This window comes from Variovorax sp. Varisp85, from assembly GCF_047304045.1.
GTDB lineage: Bacteria > Pseudomonadota > Gammaproteobacteria > Burkholderiales > Burkholderiaceae_C > Variovorax.
Genome location: NZ_JBGLYN010000003.1, coordinates 56,183 through 72,185 on the forward strand (window position 1 = coordinate 56,183; position 16,003 = coordinate 72,185).

General features: G+C 65.3%; 15 protein-coding genes. 7 read left to right on the forward strand and 8 right to left on the reverse strand.

The window, feature by feature from the left end:
* Positions 1-96: 96 nt before the first annotated feature.
* Positions 97-1,383, forward strand: a complete 1,287-nt coding sequence (locus ACCC97_RS02465) for an amidohydrolase family protein (protein WP_413331500.1) — start codon at positions 97-99, stop codon at positions 1,381-1,383.
* A gap of 73 nt (positions 1,384-1,456) precedes the next feature.
* Positions 1,457-2,341: an alpha/beta hydrolase gene (locus tag ACCC97_RS02470; protein WP_413331501.1), complete on the forward strand. Its 885-nt coding sequence runs from the start codon at positions 1,457-1,459 to the stop codon at positions 2,339-2,341.
* On the opposite strand, the gene ACCC97_RS02475 is transcribed toward ACCC97_RS02470, so the two are convergent.
* Positions 2,338-3,171 (reverse strand): NAD-dependent protein deacetylase, encoded by an 834-nt coding sequence (locus ACCC97_RS02475; RefSeq protein WP_413331502.1) that lies wholly within the window; start codon positions 3,169-3,171, stop codon positions 2,338-2,340. The two genes, ACCC97_RS02470 and ACCC97_RS02475, sit on opposite strands and share 4 nt — an antisense overlap.
* Positions 3,172-3,240: 69 nt before the next feature.
* Between ACCC97_RS02475 and ACCC97_RS02480 the strand changes: the two genes are divergently transcribed.
* The gene (locus tag ACCC97_RS02480; protein ID WP_413331503.1) at positions 3,241-4,218 is read left to right on the forward strand and encodes a Bug family tripartite tricarboxylate transporter substrate binding protein; all 978 of its coding nucleotides are present in this window, start codon (positions 3,241-3,243) and stop codon (positions 4,216-4,218) included.
* A 54-nt stretch (positions 4,219-4,272) separates the two neighbouring features.
* On the opposite strand, the gene sbcB is transcribed toward ACCC97_RS02480, so the two are convergent.
* From sbcB to icd, 5 genes are all read right to left on the reverse strand, one after another.
* Positions 4,273-5,712, reverse strand: a complete 1,440-nt coding sequence (gene sbcB / locus ACCC97_RS02485; RefSeq protein ID WP_413331504.1) for an exodeoxyribonuclease I — start codon at positions 5,710-5,712, stop codon at positions 4,273-4,275.
* Positions 5,713-7,158: a cardiolipin synthase gene (cls, locus tag ACCC97_RS02490; RefSeq protein ID WP_007838834.1), complete on the reverse strand. Its 1,446-nt coding sequence runs from the start codon at positions 7,156-7,158 to the stop codon at positions 5,713-5,715.
* Between the two features lie 105 nt (positions 7,159-7,263).
* The gene (clpA, locus tag ACCC97_RS02495) at positions 7,264-9,585 is read right to left on the reverse strand and encodes an ATP-dependent Clp protease ATP-binding subunit ClpA (protein WP_007838831.1); all 2,322 of its coding nucleotides are present in this window, start codon (positions 9,583-9,585) and stop codon (positions 7,264-7,266) included.
* A 67-nt stretch (positions 9,586-9,652) separates the two neighbouring features.
* Positions 9,653-10,012 carry an ATP-dependent Clp protease adapter ClpS gene (gene clpS, locus ACCC97_RS02500; protein WP_042674481.1) on the reverse strand — a complete coding sequence of 120 codons (360 nt, stop codon included), beginning with the start codon at positions 10,010-10,012 and terminating at the stop codon, positions 9,653-9,655.
* A 228-nt stretch (positions 10,013-10,240) separates the two neighbouring features.
* Complete coding sequence (icd, locus tag ACCC97_RS02505) at positions 10,241-11,500, reverse strand: NADP-dependent isocitrate dehydrogenase (protein WP_007838827.1); 1,260 nt, start codon at positions 11,498-11,500, stop codon at positions 10,241-10,243.
* 219 nt (positions 11,501-11,719) lie between these two features.
* Between icd and ACCC97_RS02510 the strand changes: the two genes are divergently transcribed.
* The 3 genes from ACCC97_RS02510 to ACCC97_RS02520 all read left to right on the forward strand — a co-directional run bounded on the left by ACCC97_RS02510 (position 11,720) and on the right by ACCC97_RS02520 (position 12,948).
* Positions 11,720-12,043, forward strand: a complete 324-nt coding sequence (locus ACCC97_RS02510; RefSeq protein ID WP_413331505.1) for a cell envelope biogenesis protein TolA — start codon at positions 11,720-11,722, stop codon at positions 12,041-12,043.
* 155 nt (positions 12,044-12,198) lie between these two features.
* Positions 12,199-12,399 (forward strand): hypothetical protein, encoded by a 201-nt coding sequence (locus ACCC97_RS02515; protein WP_007838823.1) that lies wholly within the window; start codon positions 12,199-12,201, stop codon positions 12,397-12,399.
* Between the two features lie 90 nt (positions 12,400-12,489).
* A complete protein-coding gene (locus tag ACCC97_RS02520) occupies positions 12,490-12,948 on the forward strand; it encodes a DUF192 domain-containing protein (protein ID WP_007838821.1) in 459 nt (152 codons plus the stop codon).
* A 68-nt stretch (positions 12,949-13,016) separates the two neighbouring features.
* On the opposite strand, the gene ACCC97_RS02525 is transcribed toward ACCC97_RS02520, so the two are convergent.
* Both ACCC97_RS02525 and xseA read right to left on the reverse strand, forming a co-directional pair.
* Positions 13,017-13,598 carry a superoxide dismutase gene (locus ACCC97_RS02525; protein WP_413331506.1) on the reverse strand — a complete coding sequence of 194 codons (582 nt, stop codon included), beginning with the start codon at positions 13,596-13,598 and terminating at the stop codon, positions 13,017-13,019.
* 50 nt (positions 13,599-13,648) lie between these two features.
* On the reverse strand, positions 13,649-14,962 hold the full coding sequence (gene xseA, locus ACCC97_RS02530) for an exodeoxyribonuclease VII large subunit (protein WP_413331531.1): 1,314 nt from the start codon (positions 14,960-14,962) through the stop codon (positions 13,649-13,651).
* 315 nt (positions 14,963-15,277) lie between these two features.
* On the opposite strand from xseA, the gene ACCC97_RS02535 reads away from it, so the two are divergent.
* On the forward strand, positions 15,278-15,910 hold the full coding sequence (locus ACCC97_RS02535; protein ID WP_042674017.1) for a MotA/TolQ/ExbB proton channel family protein: 633 nt from the start codon (positions 15,278-15,280) through the stop codon (positions 15,908-15,910).
* The last annotated feature ends 93 nt before the right edge of the window (positions 15,911-16,003 follow it).

Below are 16,003 nucleotides of genomic sequence, written 5' to 3' on the forward strand. Positions count from 1 at the left end.
TGACATCGCTGACACTGCGGCGCAATGCCGAAGGAAAATAGCGGCAATCCGATACCCATCGGGCCTTCGTCGCCCGGCTGCCAGAGACCCACCACGATGCTCGACCTCCTCATCACCAACGCCACGCTCCCCGACGGCCGCACCGGCATGTCGATCGCCGTGCAGGGCGGGCGCATCGCCGAAGTCACCGCAGGCCTCGATGCACCGGCGCACGAGAAGCTCGATGCGCAGGGCCTGCTGCTCGCGCCCCATTTCGTCGACCCGCATTTCCACATGGACGCCACGCTGAGCTACGGCCTGCCGCGCGTCAACGAGAGCGGCACGCTGCTCGAAGGCATCGCACTGTGGGGCGAGCTGAAGCCGCTGCTCACGGCCGACGCGCTCATCGAGCGCGCCCTGGCCTACTGCGACTGGGCCGTGGCCAAGGGGCTGCTGGCCGTTCGCTCTCACGTCGACACCAGCGACCCGAGCCTGCTCGCGGTCGATGCGCTGCTCGAAGTCAAGCGCAAGGTCGCGCCCTACCTCGACCTGCAGCTGGTCGCCTTCCCGCAGGACGGGGTGCTGCGCTCGCGCGGCGGCGTCGCGAACCTGGAGCGCGCGCTCGACAAGGGCGTGGACGTGGTCGGCGGCATTCCGCATTTCGAGCGCACCATGGCCGATGGCACGGCCAGCGTGAAGCTTCTGTGCGAGATCGCCGCCCAACGCGGCAAGCTGGTCGACATGCACTGCGACGAGTCGGACGACCCGCTCTCGCGCCACATCGAGACGCTGGCCTTCGAGGCGCAGCGCCTCGGCATGCAGGGCCGCGTGACGGGCTCGCACTGCACCTCCATGCACTCGATGGACAACTACTACGTGAGCAAGCTGCTGCCGCTGATCTCGCAGAGCGGCGTGGCCGTCGTCGCCAATCCGCTCATCAACATCACGCTGCAGGGCCGCCACGACACCTACCCCAAGCGCCGCGGCATGACGCGCGTGCCCGAGCTGATGGCCGCCGGCGTCAACGTCGCCTTCGGCCACGACTGCGTGATGGACCCGTGGTACGGCATGGGCTCGGGCGACATGCTCGAAGTGGCGCACATGGGCCTGCACGTGGCGCAGATGACGAGCCAGGCCGGCATCCGCCAGTGCTTCGAGGCGGTAACGACCAATGCGGCGCGCGTGATGCACCTGCAGGGCTACGGCATCGAGGCGGGTTGCGATGCGAGCTTCGTGCTTCTGCAGGCGCGCGATGCGGTCGAGGCGATCCGGCTGCGCGCCGCGCGGCTCAAGGTGTTCCGCAAGGGCCGTCTGCTAGCCGAAACGCCTGCTGCCACGGCCAGCCTGCACCTCGCGGGCCGGGATGCATCGACGAGCTGGATGGCGCCGAAGCACGCCGGTTGAGTGCAACGGTCAGCCCGGCGACAGGGCTGCAGCGCGAAAATCCGGCCTTCATCGGTTCACCGGAAGCCCTCTCATGAAACGTCTTGCAGGGATCTGCGCGGCCTGGCTGCTGGCGCTGACGTTCTCGCCGGCCATCGCGCAGCAGCCCGGCGCCGAAACGGCCGCACCGCCCGCCAGCGTGCGCTTGCTGGCCAACCAGCCCTACGGCCCCGATCCGCGCCAGCGCATGGATGTCTACCTGCCGCCGAACGTGCAGCGAGGTACACCGGTGCTCGTGATGGTCCACGGCGGGGCCTGGATGTTCGGCGACAAGGCGGCCGCGTCGGTGGTGAACCAGAAGATCGAACACTGGGTGCGCGGACAAGGCTTCATCCTCGTTTCGGTGAGCTACCGCTTCGTGCCGCAGGTCGACGTGATGCAGCAGGCGCAGGACGTGGCACGTGCCGTCGCCACCGTGCAGGCGAACGCGCCGTCGTGGGGCGGCGATGCCGGCCGCTTCGTGCTCATGGGCCATTCGGCCGGCGCGCACCTTGTCGCATTGCTCAGCGCATCGCCTTCCATCGCCCGGCAACAAGGTGCCCGCCCCTGGCTCGGCGCCGTGGCACTCGACAGCGCCGCGCTGGACACGGTCCAACTAATGCAGCGCCGCCACATGCCCTTCTACGATCGCGTGTTCGGCAACGATCCCGCCTTCTGGCGCACCGTGTCGCCCACCGATGCCCTTGCGCCCGGCGCGCCGCCGATGCTGCTGGTGTGCTCCACCCAGCGCCGCGACGGCTCATGCACGCAGGCCCAGCAGTTCGCGGCGCGCATCGCCGCAACCGGTGGCCGTGCGGAAGTGGCCCCGGAAGATCTTTCGCATGCGCAGATCAATTCCGAACTGGGGCTGCCCGGCGCCTACACCGCGGCGGTGGATGCTTTCGTCCGCGCCCTGATCGGCACGCCCAGCCGGAGCTAGGCAAGCTGCTGCACCAGCGCCGTCAGCGCCTCGCCGACGGGGCGCTCGACCTTCAGCGAAAGCAGCGCATCGGCTCGCGTGCGCCCCAGGTTCACCGCCGCCACCGGCTTGCCCGCCGCGGCCGCCGCCTGCACGAAGCGGAAGCCCGAATAGACCATCAGTGACGAGCCGGCCACGAGCACCGCATCGGCCTCTTCCAGCGCGGCGAAGGCGGCGGTGACGCGCTCCTTGGGCACGCTCTCGCCGAAGAACACCACGTCGGGCTTGAGCAAGCCGCCGCAGTGCGAGCAGGCGGGCACGTCGAAGTTGGAGAAATCGCGGCCTTCGAGGTCGGCGTCGCCGTCCGGCGCGGCGCGGGCCTCCAGCTCGGCCCAGCGGGGGTTACGCTGTCGCAGTTCGAGCTGCAATCCGGAGCGCGGCGTGCGCCGCTCGCAGCCCATGCAGCGCACGGTGTCGATGCGCCCGTGCAGGTCGATGGCGCCCCGGCTGCCCGCGGCTTCATGCAGGCCATCGACGTTCTGCGTGAGCAGCAGGCCGACGCGGCCTGCGTCGCCCAGCTTCGCCAATGCGCGGTGCGCTGCGCCGGGCCGCGCTCCCGCCATGGTCGGCCAGCCGATCAGGCTGCGCGCCCAGTAGCGCTTTCGCGTGGATTCCTCGCCCATGAAGGCCTGGTAGGTGACGGGTGACGGGCGCTTCCATTCGCCATCCACGTCGCGGTAGTCGGGAATGCCCGAATCGGTGCTGCAGCCCGCGCCGGTGAGCACGAAGAGCTTGCGGTGGCGCGTGGCGAAGTCGGTGAGCGCATTGTGCGCGGCTGGGGTGGCGGGCATCCGGCCAGCATAAGCCGGCGGCCCGATTCCTGCTAAAGGCCTCATTCTTGTCCGTCAGCGGAGAACGCCATGCCCCACCTTCATCCCACGCGCCGCGGCGCACTGCAGATTCTTGCCGCAGGCGTCGCCTCGGCCGCCCTTCCCGCTTTCGCACAATGGCCCGACAGGTCGATCAAGATCATCGTGACCTTTCCGCCGGGCGGCTCCAGCGACGTGCTGGCGCGCGTGATGGCGGAGCAGCTCGCGAAGAAGCTCGGGCAGCCCGTGGTCGTCGACAACAAGCCGGGGGCCGGCGGCACCATCGGCGGCGCGCAGGTGTCGTCTTCGACCGCCGATGGCTACACGCTGATGCTCTCGAACACCACGCCGATCGCGCTCGGACCGTTCACGCTCGACAAGCAGCCCTACGACCCGGTGACGGGCTTCACCCACGTGGCCTACCTGGGTGCCGCGCCGCTGGTGATCATGGCGAGCAAGCAGTCGGGCCTGAAGAGCTATGCCGACCTGGAGGCGATGGCGCGCAAGGAAGGTCACCTGGACTTCGGCTCGGGCGGCCCGGGCTCCATCGGTCACATCCACGGCGAGCTGCTGAAGAAGATCACCGGGCTCAACATGGTGCACGTGCCCTACCGCGGCGGTGCACCGATGAGCACCGACCTGATCGCCAACACCATTCCAGTGGGCATCGACGTCATCACCTCGTACGTGCCCTTCTTCAAGAGCGGCCAGCTGGTGCCGCTCGCGGCGACGGGCGCGCAGCGCTCGCCGCTGATGCCCGATGTGCCGACGATGGTCGAGCTGCATCAACCGAAGCTGGTGCTCGAGAACTTCTTCGGCCTGTCGGGCCCCGCCAAGCTGCCGGCGGACGTTGTGACCCGGCTCAATGCCGCCTGCAACGAAGTGCTGGTGATGCCCGAAATCCAGAAGAAGCTGACCGAGCTGGGCATCGTCGCCAAGCCGGAATCGGTGGCCGCATTCAACGGCTTCGTCAAGGAACAGGTCGATGTGCTGGGGCCGACGGTCAAGGCCGCCGGCATCAAGCTCTAGAGCAGCGCGCCGGGCGAGATGCTCGTATACGCGCCGATGGCGCAGCCGGCATGCTCAGGCCTCGGGCGCGATGGCCTCGGCATATTCGTATAGCGCGCCGAGGATTTCCTCTCCGCGCTCGTCGGCGTTCTCGGAGAGCGCGTCAACCTCGCTGAACAGCATCTCGATGGTGCGCGCCCCGCCCTCGCCCTTGAAGAGCTTGGCCACGCGCAGAGCTTCCCAGCGCTCGTTTTCGTCTTCGTTCAGCAGTTCCGGCCAGTTGCGTGCGCGATAGCGGAAAAGAATCTCGTCGAGCCGGCCGTCGTCGAAGCCGGTGCGGTCCTTGGCCAGCTCTTCGGGCGACAGGTTGCGCAGCTGGTTCAGGCGCCGGCGGTCGGCGTTGCCGACGAAGCCGCCGTAGAGGTCTTCGTCGACGTCGGGCGTGGCCTCCTTGGGCCGGGCGTAGACCTGCGACCAGATGGCGCTCATGTCGGGCAGGTCGCGTGCGATCGCGGCGTGGCGCATGGCAGTGTCGAGATCGACGCCCCAGCGCCCTGCCATGGCCGGCGCGAGCGTGCGCAGGTTGCCGACCACCATCGGCGACTTGTTGAGGTGGATGCCCTTCAAGGGCAGGCGCACGACACCTTCGGGCAGGTCGGCCGTGCGGGTGAAGAGGCGCAGTCGCAGGGTCTCGACGTCGATGTCGCGCAGCTCGCTCGGGTCATGGGCCAGGTCCCAGGCCAGCAGTTCGTTCTTGTTGGTGGGATGGCTGGCCAGCGGCCACATCACGGCCAGGCAGCCGCGCTCGACCGGGAACATGCCCGACACGTGCAGGAAGGGCTTTGCCGTCTCGCGCATCGCGGGCAGGCCGAGTTCGCTGGCGACGCGGGCCTTCCTGTGCAGGCCGAAGGCGAAGTCGAACAGCTTGGGTTGCCTGTCGCGGATCAGCCGGGCCAACGCGATGGTGGCACGCACGTCGGACAGCGCATCGTGCGCCGATTCGTGCAGCAGGCCGTTGGCGCGCGCCAGGTCCTCGAGCTTGAAGCTGGGCTTGCCGTCTTCCTTCTTCGGCCATTCGATGCCGTCGGGGCGCAGCGCATAGGTGAGGCGGACCACGTCGAGCAGGTCCCAGCGGCCGCAATCGTTCTGCCATTCGCGCGCGTACGGGTCGATCAGGTTGCGCCAGAACAGGAAGCGCGTGACCTCGTCGTCAAAGCGGATGGTGTTGTAGCCCACGCCGATGGTGCCGGGCTGCGAGAAGGCGCGCTCGATGTGCGCGGCGAATTCATGCTCGGGAATGCCGCGTTCCAGGCATACCTGCGGCGTGATGCCGGTGATGAGGCAGGCCTCGGGGCTGGGCAGGTAGTCCGGCGCGGGCTTGCAATAGATCATCAGCGGCTCGCCGACTTCGTTGAGTTCGGCGTCGGTGCGGATGGCCGCGAACTGCGAGGGCCGGTCGCGGCGCGGCACCGCGCCGAAGGTTTCGTAGTCGTGCCAGAGAAAGGTGTGGTTCATTCAGAGCAAGGGTGAAAACAGGCGCGCAATCGCATCGCCGAGGCGAATCCAGAAATTCTGTGGCCGGTGGGCGCGCACCGCGCCGGAACTGTGCAGGTCGGTCTCGAACTGCGCCGCCAGCGGCCGGGCCAGTTCCGGACCATAAACCACCGCGCACACCTCGAAGTTGAGGCGGAAGCTGCGGTTGTCGAAATTCGCGGTGCCGATCATCGCGCAATGGTCATCGACCACCAGGGTCTTGGAGTGCAGCATGCGCGCCTTGTACTCCCAGACCTTCACGCCGGCGGCGATCAGCTCGTCGAAATATGAGCGCGCCGCCGCACTCACGATGGCCGAGTCGCTGCGGCGCGGCACCAGCAGCCGCACGTCGACGCCGCGCAGCGCGGCGCTGGTCAGCGCCATCAGCGCGGGCTCGCCCGGCACGAAGTACGGCGTGGTGAGCCACGCGCGGTGCGTGGCCGAATGGATGGCCTCGACGTGCATGCGGTGGATGGCCTCCATCGCGTTGTCGGGGCCGCTGGTGACGATCTGCACCGGGATATCGCCGGCTTCGAGCTGCGGCAGCATCGCGCTCATCGCGTCGTCCATGCCACGCGGGTCTTCGCCGGTGGCGTAGGTCCAATCTTCGAGGAAGGTGGTCTGCAGCCAGCGCACGGCGCTGCCCTCGATGCGCAGGTGCACGTCGTGGTACGCATCGGGCCGGGTGCGCTTGTCTTCCTCATCGGTGATGTTCACGCCGCCCGTGAAACCCACCCGACCGTCGCACACAACGATCTTGCGGTGCGTGCGGTAGTTGGTCACGGGGCGCAGGCGGCGGCCGATCTTGGTGTCGTGGAACAGCGCCACCTTGACGCCCGCCTCGTGCAGCGGCGCCATGAACTTGCGACCGACGCGCTTGGAGCCCAGTGCATCGATCAGCAGGCGCACCGTCACGCCCTGCTTCGCGCGCTCGACCAGCAGGTCGCGCAGCGCGGTGCCGATCCTGTCGGGCTCGAAGATGTAGTACTCGAGGTGGACGTGGTTCCGTGCGGCGCGCACGGCCTCGAAGATCGCATCGAAGGTGCGCGCCCCGCCCGAGAGCAATTCGACATCGACCGCGCTCGACACCGGCAGCCCGCAGGTCGCCGTGCCGAGCTTCGCCATCTGCTGCAGGGCCGGCGGGGCGTTCTGCGCCGCATCGCGCAGCCGCGCCACGTCGGCCTGGGCGAAGGCGCTGGCGCGGCTGCGCAGGCGCTTGAGCCGCTGCTTTCGCAGGCGCTGCGGCCCGAGGAAGTAGTAGATGACGAAGCCCGCGAACGGCAGCAGCGCGAGCGACAGGATCCAGCTCATGGTGGACACCGGCGCGCGCTTCTGCATCACGATCCAGATCGACAGCACTGCGATGTAGCCGCTCCACGCGAGGGAGAGGCCGGTTTTCCATTCGTGGCTGAGTTCGGGGAGGATCAAGGCGAAAAAGCGGTTGGAATGGCTGTGCGATATGGCTGGCCCAAAAGAAAAAGGCCGGTGGCGATGCTACCGGCCTTTGACTTCATTCCTGGAACCGCAGTGGGCTCACCCTGCTGCTGCTTCCTCTGCTTCGGGCTTCTGCTTGCCTTCCTTCTTCGGAAGCGGCTGGATGTCGAGCAGCACTTCGTCCTTGTCGTCGAGGTCGACTTCGAGGCGGCCGCCGTCGGTCAGGCGACCGAACAGCAGTTCGTCGGCCAGTGCACGACGGATCGTGTCCTGGATCAGGCGCTGCATCGGGCGCGCGCCCATCAACGGATCGAAGCCCTTCTTCGCCAGATGCTTGCGCAGCTTGTCGCTGAAGGTGACTTCCACCTTCTTCTCGCTGAGCTGCGTTTCCAACTGGAGCAGGAACTTGTCGACCACGCGCAGGATGATGTTCTCGTCGAGCGCCTTGAAGTTGACGATGGCATCCAGCCGGTTGCGGAATTCGGGCGAGAACAGGCGCTTGATGTCGCCCATTTCGTCGCCCGCCTGGCGCGGGTTGGTGAAGCCGATGGTCGCCTTGTTCATGGTCTCGGCGCCCGCATTCGTCGTCATGATGATGATGACGTTGCGGAAGTCGGCCTTGCGTCCGTTGTTGTCGGTCAGCGTGCCATGGTCCATGACCTGCAGCAGCACGTTGAAGATGTCCGGGTGCGCCTTCTCGATTTCGTCGAGCAGCAGCACCGAGTGCGGCTTCTTCGTGACAGCCTCGGTCAGCAGGCCACCCTGGTCGAACCCGACGTAGCCCGGAGGCGCGCCGATCAGCCGGCTCACCGCATGGCGCTCCATGTACTCCGACATGTCGAAGCGGATCAGCTCGATGCCCATGATGTAGGCGAGCTGCTTCGCGGCTTCGGTCTTGCCGACGCCCGTGGGACCGGAGAACAGGAACGAGCCGATCGGCTTGTCACCCTTGCCCAGGCCGGAACGCGCCATCTTGACCGCGGAGGCCAGCACTTCGAGTGCCTTGTCCTGGCCGAACACCACGCTCTTGAGGTCGCGCTCGATGGTCTGCAGCTTGCCGCGGTCGTCGTTGCTGACGTTGGCCGGGGGAATGCGCGCGATCTTCGCGACGATTTCCTCGACTTCCGTCTTGCTGATGGTCTTCTTGCGCTTGCTCGGCGGCAGGATGCGCTGAGCAGCACCGGCTTCGTCGATGACGTCGATCGCCTTGTCGGGCAGATGGCGGTCATTGATGTACTTGGCGCTGAGCTCGGCCGCAGCCTGCAGGGCCGCCACCGCGTACTTCACGCCATGGTGCTCCTCGAAGCGCGACTTCAGGCCCTTCAGGATGTCGACGGTTTCCTGCACCGACGGCTCGACCACGTCGACCTTCTGGAAACGGCGCGACAGGGCCGCGTCTTTCTCGAAGATGCCGCGGTATTCCGTGAAGGTGGTCGCGCCGATGCACTTCAGCTGGCCGCTGGAAAGCGCCGGCTTCAGCAGGTTCGACGCATCGAGCGTGCCGCCCGAAGCCGCGCCCGCACCGATCAGGGTGTGGATTTCGTCGATGAACAGGATGGCGTTCGGCTTGTCCTTGAGCGACTTGAGCACGCCCTTCAGGCGCTGCTCGAAATCGCCGCGGTACTTGGTGCCGGCCAGCAGCGCGCCCATGTCGAGCGAAAACACGTTCGACTCGGCCAGGATCTCCGGCACGTCGCCCTGCGTGATGCGCCATGCCAGGCCCTCGGCGATGGCGGTCTTGCCCACGCCAGCTTCACCCACCAGCAGCGGGTTGTTCTTGCGCCGGCGGCACAGGATCTGGATGACGCGCTCGACCTCATACTCGCGGCCGATCAGCGGATCGATCTTGCCGTCCTTGGCCATCTGGTTGAGGTTCTGCGTGAACTGCTCGAGCGGCGATGCCTTCTCGTTGCGTTCGCCGCCGCCTTCCTCGCCCTCGCCCGAAGGCGCTTCACCGCTGCCCTTGACGGCTTCCGGCGGATCGCTCTTCTTGATGCCGTGGGCAATGAAGTTGACCACGTCGAGGCGGGTGACGCCCTGCTGGTGCAGGTAGTACACGGCGTGCGAGTCCTTCTCGCCGAAGATCGCGACCAGCACGTTGGCGCCGGTGACTTCCTTCTTGCCGTTGCCGGTGGACTGCACATGCATGATGGCGCGCTGGATCACGCGCTGGAAACCCAGCGTGGGCTGAGTGTCTACATCGTCGGTACCCGCCACCTGGGGCGTGTTGTCCTTGATGAAGTTGGTGAGCGACGCCCGCAGGTCGTCGACGTTGGCCGAGCAGGCGCGCAGAACCTCCGCGGCGCTCGGGTTGTCCAGCAAAGCGAGCAGCAGATGCTCCACGGTGATGAACTCGTGGCGCTGCTGCCGGGCCTCGACGAAGGCCATGTGCAAGCTGACTTCCAGTTCTTGGGCAATCATGTGATTTCCTTTTGCCTTGCTGTAAATAAGTTCTCAGATGGGTTGGAGCTTGCGCAATTCAACTGGTTCATGCAACAGGTTCACTGACGCATTGGAGTGGATGCCCGGCCTGCTGTGCGGCCTCCATCACCTGGTTGACCTTGGTGGCCGCCATGTCGCGGGAATAAACCCCACAGACGCCTCGGCCATCGAGGTGGATCTTGAGCATGATCTGAGTCGCGGTTTCGCGATCCTTGCTGAAATATTCCTGCAGCACGACGATCACGAACTCCATTGGCGTGTAGTCGTCGTTCAGCATCACCACCTGGTACATCTGGGGCGGCGCGGTTTTTTGCGGCCGGCGCTCCAGGACGACCGAATCCCCGTCATCCCCGGCCGGTTTTTGGGCCGGGGGGGTGCTGGGAGTTTTTGGAATTCTCGTTGCCATGAAAATGATTCTATAGAGCGTGCAAGCGCCGTGCCGGCGCAGGAAGACTTGGTGACGTGTATTCGACAAATCAAGGGTCTTGCACCGTGAATGACGACGGAATTTCCGGAGAATTCGCCAGGAAACGAGCTCAGGCGAGCACATGAATGAAAAAGCCCCTGAACGCCTTTCGGCAGCTCAGGGGCTTGATGCTCGACGCCGGCAGGCATCGACGAGCAACCATGGCAATTACATGTGATCGATCATCACCTGCCCGAATCCCGAGCAGCTCACCTGCGTGGCGCCGTCCATCAGGCGCGCGAAATCATAGGTGACTTTCTTGCTGGCGATCGATTTCTCCATCGAGCTGATGATGAGGTCGGCGGCTTCCTTCCAGCCCATGTGGCGCAGCATCATTTCAGCCGAGAGGATTTCGGAACCGGGGTTCACATAGTCCTTGCCAGCGTACTTGGGTGCCGTGCCGTGGGTGGCCTCGAACATGGCGACGGTGTCGCTCAGGTTCGCGCCCGGGGCGATGCCGATGCCGCCCACCTGCGCGGCCAGGGCGTCGGACACGTAGTCGCCGTTGAGGTTGAGCGTGGCGATCACGCTGTACTCGGCAGGACGCAGCAGGATCTGCTGAAGGAAGGCGTCGGCAATGCTGTCCTTGACGGTGATTTCCTTGCCCGTCTTCGGGTTCTTGAACTTCATCCACGGCCCGCCGTCGATCAGTTCGGCGCCGAATTCCTTGGCGGCGAGGCCGTAGCCCCAGTCACGGAAGCCACCTTCGGTGAACTTCATGATGTTGCCCTTGTGCACCAGGGTGACGCTGGGCTTGTCGTTGTCGATGGCGTACTGGAACGCCTTGCGCACGAGACGCTCGGTACCTTCCCTCGACACGGGCTTGACGCCGATGCCCGAGGTATTGGGGAAGCGGATCTTCTTGACGCCCATTTCGTCCTGCAGGAACTTGATGAGCTTCTTCGCCTTGTCGCTCTCGGCTTCGAACTCGATGCCGGCGTAGATGTCTTCCGAGTTCTCGCGGAAGATCACCATGTTGGTCTTGTGCGGCTCGCGCACCGGGCTGGGTACGCCCTCGAAGTACTGGATGGGACGCAGGCAGACATAAAGGTCGAGTTCCTGGCGCAGCGCGACGTTCAGCGAGCGGATGCCGCCGCCGACGGGCGTGGTCAGCGGGCCCTTGATGGAAACCACATAGTCACGCACGGCGTGCAGCGTTTCCTCGGGGAGCCAGACGTCGGGACCATAGACCTTGGTCGACTTCTCGCCGGCATAGACCTCCATCCAGTGGATCTTTTTCTTGCCGCCGTAGGCCTTGGCCACCGCCGCATCCACCACTTTCAACATCACCGGGGTGATGTCCAGGCCAGTGCCGTCGCCTTCGATGAAGGGAATGACCGGTTGGTCAGGCACATTGAGCGAGTTGTCGGCGTTGACCGTGATCTTCTGGCCGTCGGTCGGGACTTTGATGTGCTGGTAACTGGTCATGAGAGGGGATGGCTCCGGAATTGACGTAATTTTTGACGACTGTCAGCGAATTCAGACACGGCGTGGATTCGCTGTACAGACTGTGAACAAATCGCTGTACATTTTAGACGCAGCCCATCAGCAAGCGTTTGTCAACCGGCGAGCCAATGGGCTCGTTAGTGGCTGACCTTCTGCTCGCCGGGAGGCGTTTCCAACCAATTCTCGATAGAGGAATCATCAATGAGCAAAATTCTCGCAGTCATGATCGCTGGCCTGTTCGCCGCTGGCGCCTACGCCCAAAACCCGGCCGGTACGACGCCCGAACAAGGTAACGCCACCAACAGCAAGTCGCAGCAACGTGCTGAAGCCAAGAAGGCTGCCAAGCCCGCTGGCCAGGTCAAGGCTGCTGGCGGCGACGAAGCCAAGACGCCCGAAGGCGGCGCCATCGGCACCGACAAGGCTGCTGCCTCTGGCGAGAAGCGCGCTGAAACCCGCGACCAGCGTCGTCGCAACAAGGACGGCAGCATCAAGCGCAAGTCGACCCAAGGCGGCACCCCGCAGTAATTCGGTCTGCCTCCCAAAAAAAAGCGCTCTTCCGAGCGCTTTTTTTTTTGATCGAGGGAGCTGCGTGGCTGTCAACCGCGCGAAACGGCTTTCGTTGAATGTCTACCTTCCGCAGGGAGGGCAATCCAGATCAACGAATTTCAAAGGATATGTTCATGAACAAGCTGCTCGCAGCCCTGGTCGCCGGTTTCTTCGCCGTCGGTGCTTTCGCTCAACAAGCCGAACCCGCGGCCGCTCCCGCCGCAGCCGCTCCCAAGATGGCCAAGCACGCGCCCGCCAAGAAGCACGCCGCTGCCAAGAAGCATAAGGTTCGCCACGTGGCCAAGGCCCACACGGCTGCCGCCAAGAAGGTGTAAGCTTTCCAGCTCACCGGCAATGCCCGCATCAGCGGGCATTTTTATTGGTTACGGGCTGGGCTTCGCCCCGCTCTGAAAGAGTTGTCCCCGATGTTCCAGCGTCTCGCCGCCCTGCTCCTCGTGTCTGCGTCCTTTTTGATGCCGGCTCATGCCCAGCAGCAACCCCAGACCGACCTGCCACGCACGCAGTTGTCGGTCGGCCTGTACAAGATCGACGCGCAGATCGCGCAAACGCCCCTGCAACGCGAAATCGGCCTGATGTTCCGCAAGGAAATGCCGCAGGCTGAAGGCATGATCTTCGTGTTCGAGCAGCCTGCAACGCAATGCTTCTGGATGCGCAACACGATCCTGCCGCTGACCGCTGCGTTCGTGGCCGAGGACGGCCGCATCGTCAACCTGGTCGACATGCAGCCCATGACCGAGAACTCGCATTGCTCGCTGGAGCCGGTGCGCTACGTGCTCGAAATGAACCAGGGCTGGTTCGCCAAGAAGAACATCAAGAAGGGAGCCAAGCTCGGCGGCGAGTTGTTCGCAGCCGGCAAGCGCTGAGCATCTGCCGTCTCAAGCCCTCAAAAAAGCCGACCCATGGGTCGGCTTTTTGCTGGAGAAACCCGGGCTCAGCCGAAGTTCTTCGCCGCGAAGTCCCAGTTCGCCAGCTTGGCCAGGAAGGTCTCGACGAACTTCGGGCGCAGGTTGCGGTAGTCGATGTAGTAGGCGTGTTCCCACACGTCCACCGTCAGCACCGGGGTGTCGCCGGTGGTCAGCGGCGTGCCCGCGGCGCCCATGTTCACGATGTCCAGCGAGCCGTCGGCCTTCTTCACCAGCCACGTCCAGCCCGAGCCGAAGTTGCCCACGGCCGACTTCACGAAGGCTTCCTTGAACGCGTCGTAGCTGCCCCACTTGGCGTCGATGGCCTTGCCCAGGGCACCGGTCGGAGCGCCGCCGCCCTGGGGCTTCATGCAGTTCCAGAAGAAGGTGTGGTTCCAGATCTGTGCGGCGTTGTTGTAGATACCGCCGCTGGACTTCTTGACGATCTCCTCGAGCGTCATCGATTCGAACTCGGTGCCCTTCTGCAGGTTGTTGAGGTTCACCACGTAGGCGTTGTGGTGCTTGCCGTAGTGGTATTCGAGGGTTTCCTTCGAATACTCGGGCGCCAGTGCGTCGAGGGCGTAAGGCAGGGGTGGGAGCACATGTTCCATGATTTTTTTCTCGCGGGTTGGTTGTAGGAATCAGCGATTCTAGGAAGTAATTAGCGAGGCAGCGTCGGACGTGTGCCCGTTGCATCGCCCGGCGTGACGGTCAGGTCGACTTCGCCATCAGCAAGCCGCGCCTTGACGGCGTCGCCCGCCGCCAGTTGCGTTGCGCTGACGATCGCATGACCGTCTGTGTCGGTCAGCCACGCATAGCCGCGTTGCAAGACCAGGGCCGGGTCGAGCAGCCGCAAACGCAAGGCCATGCTCTCCAGGCGCTCGCGACGCTGAACCAGTGCGCGCCCCAGCCGCAAGGGAAAGTCGGCCGCGATCGACCGCGGCGTCTGCGACAGGCGCTCCCGTCTCGACAGCACCGCATACCGCAGGCGCTGCGCATGATGCGCCAATCGGAGCTGCTGCCGCGCCACGAGGTTCGAGGGGCGGCCCAGGCGTCCCGCGGCTTGGTCGATGCGCTGCCCGAGCGCGTCGAGGCGCCCATCCAGCGCATCGCCGAGCCGCTCGTCGAGCAGATCGAGTGCACCGAGCCACAGGTCGCGCGGCGCGCTCACCAGTTCTGCCGCGGCCGTGGGCGTGGGCGCGCGCAGGTCGGCGCAGAAATCGGCGATGGTGAAGTCGGTTTCGTGGCCCACGCCGCTGATCAGCGGCACCGGGCTCTGCACGATGGTGCGCGCCAGCGTCTCGTCGTTGAAAGCCCAAAGGTCTTCGATGGAGCCACCGCCACGCACCAGCAGGATCACGTCGACGGCAGGTTCGAGGCGGTAGAGCGACTGCAACGCCCGCACCAGCTCGGCTGGTGCGCCGACTCCCTGCACTGCCGCCGGTGCGAGCACGACCGGGATGTGCGGAACACGCCTTCGCAGCGCCGTCACTACATCGTGCAAGGCCGCCGCGCCCAACGACGTGACGATGCCGACCGCCCGCGGCATGGCCGGCAACGCCCGCTTGCGCGCTGGATCGAACAGGCCTTCGGCTTCCAGGCGTGCCTTGCGCTGCATGAACTGCTCGAACAGGGCGCCCTGCCCGGCCCGCCGCAAGCTCTCGACCACCAGTTGCAGATCGCCGCGAGGCTCATACACCGCAAGGCGCCCACGCACTTCGACCTGATCGCCATCGCGCGGCGAAAAGTCGAGCAAACCGGCAGCGCGGCGGAACATCGCGCAGCGCAGCTGGCCGGACTCGTCCTTGAGCGAGAAGTAACAATGTCCGCTTGAGGCTCGCGAGAAGCCGGAAATTTCGCCCCGCACCGCGACCGGATTGAAGCGCGCGTCGAGTGCGTCGGCCACCGCCCGGCACAACGCGCCGACGGCCCAGACGCGCGGCCCCGGCGCGGAGTTCGATTCACGCAAGTTCACAGAATGCACGCTCGGCCAGATGCCACTCGTCCACAACAGGCCGCATGCGGCCCCGCGTCAGCCCCTGGAGCGAGGCAAACGCACGGTTTCTCGTGCAAGCCGTTGATTTCATTAAAAAAAGTGCTGCTCAAAATTCAGTCGATCTAGCAGAAAGGCCGCCCCATGCGGGCCCGGACGAGTTGCGTAGCAGGTTAATCACAAAGTTATCCACAGAATCTGTGCGTCCTTGCCGACACAAAAACAAGGTGCGTGCCGATGGTGGGCTCGGTGGATAATCGCCGCGCATTTGCAGTCTACGGGCCGGAGGATTTTTTCTTGTTTTCCATCATAGTTGCCGCGGGTTGGCCAATCTGGCCCTTGCTCGCTTGTTCGGTCATTGCGCTCGCGCTGGTTATAGAACGTTTCACGAGTCTGAAGACCGTGAGGGTACTTCCGCCGAAGCTGCTCGACGAAACCATCACCGTGTCGCACGGGGCCATTCCCGGCCCGGACATCGTGACCAAACTTGAACGCAACTCGATGCTCGGCCAGGTGCTGGCCGCCGGCCTGCGTGCGCTGAACGCCAACCCGCGCTGTACCGAAGACGATCTGCGTGCCGCCATGGAGGCCTCGGGCCGCACGGTGGCGCACAAGCTGGAGCGCTACCTGCCGGCGCTGGCCACCATCGCCTCGGCAGCCCCGCTGCTGGGGTTGCTGGGCACGGTGATCGGCATGATCGAGATCTTCGGTTCGCAGTCGCCGGGCAGCGGCGCTGTCGGCTCGGGTAATCCTGCCCAGCTGGCGCACGGCATCTCGATCGCGCTCTACAACACGGCCTTCGGCCTGATCGTGGCCATTCCGACGCTGATCTTCTGGCGCTACTTCCGCAGCCGCGTCGACGAATACCTGCTGAACCTCGAACTGTCCGGCGAGCGCTTCGCCCGCCACCTGAACGCACTGCGCAAATGATGACCCCCACGCTTGCCACTGCGTGTGCTGCGCTGCCCCCCGAGGGGGCCGCCGCCTCCTTGGGGCGGCCCGGCGGAGGCTTGTCATGACCCG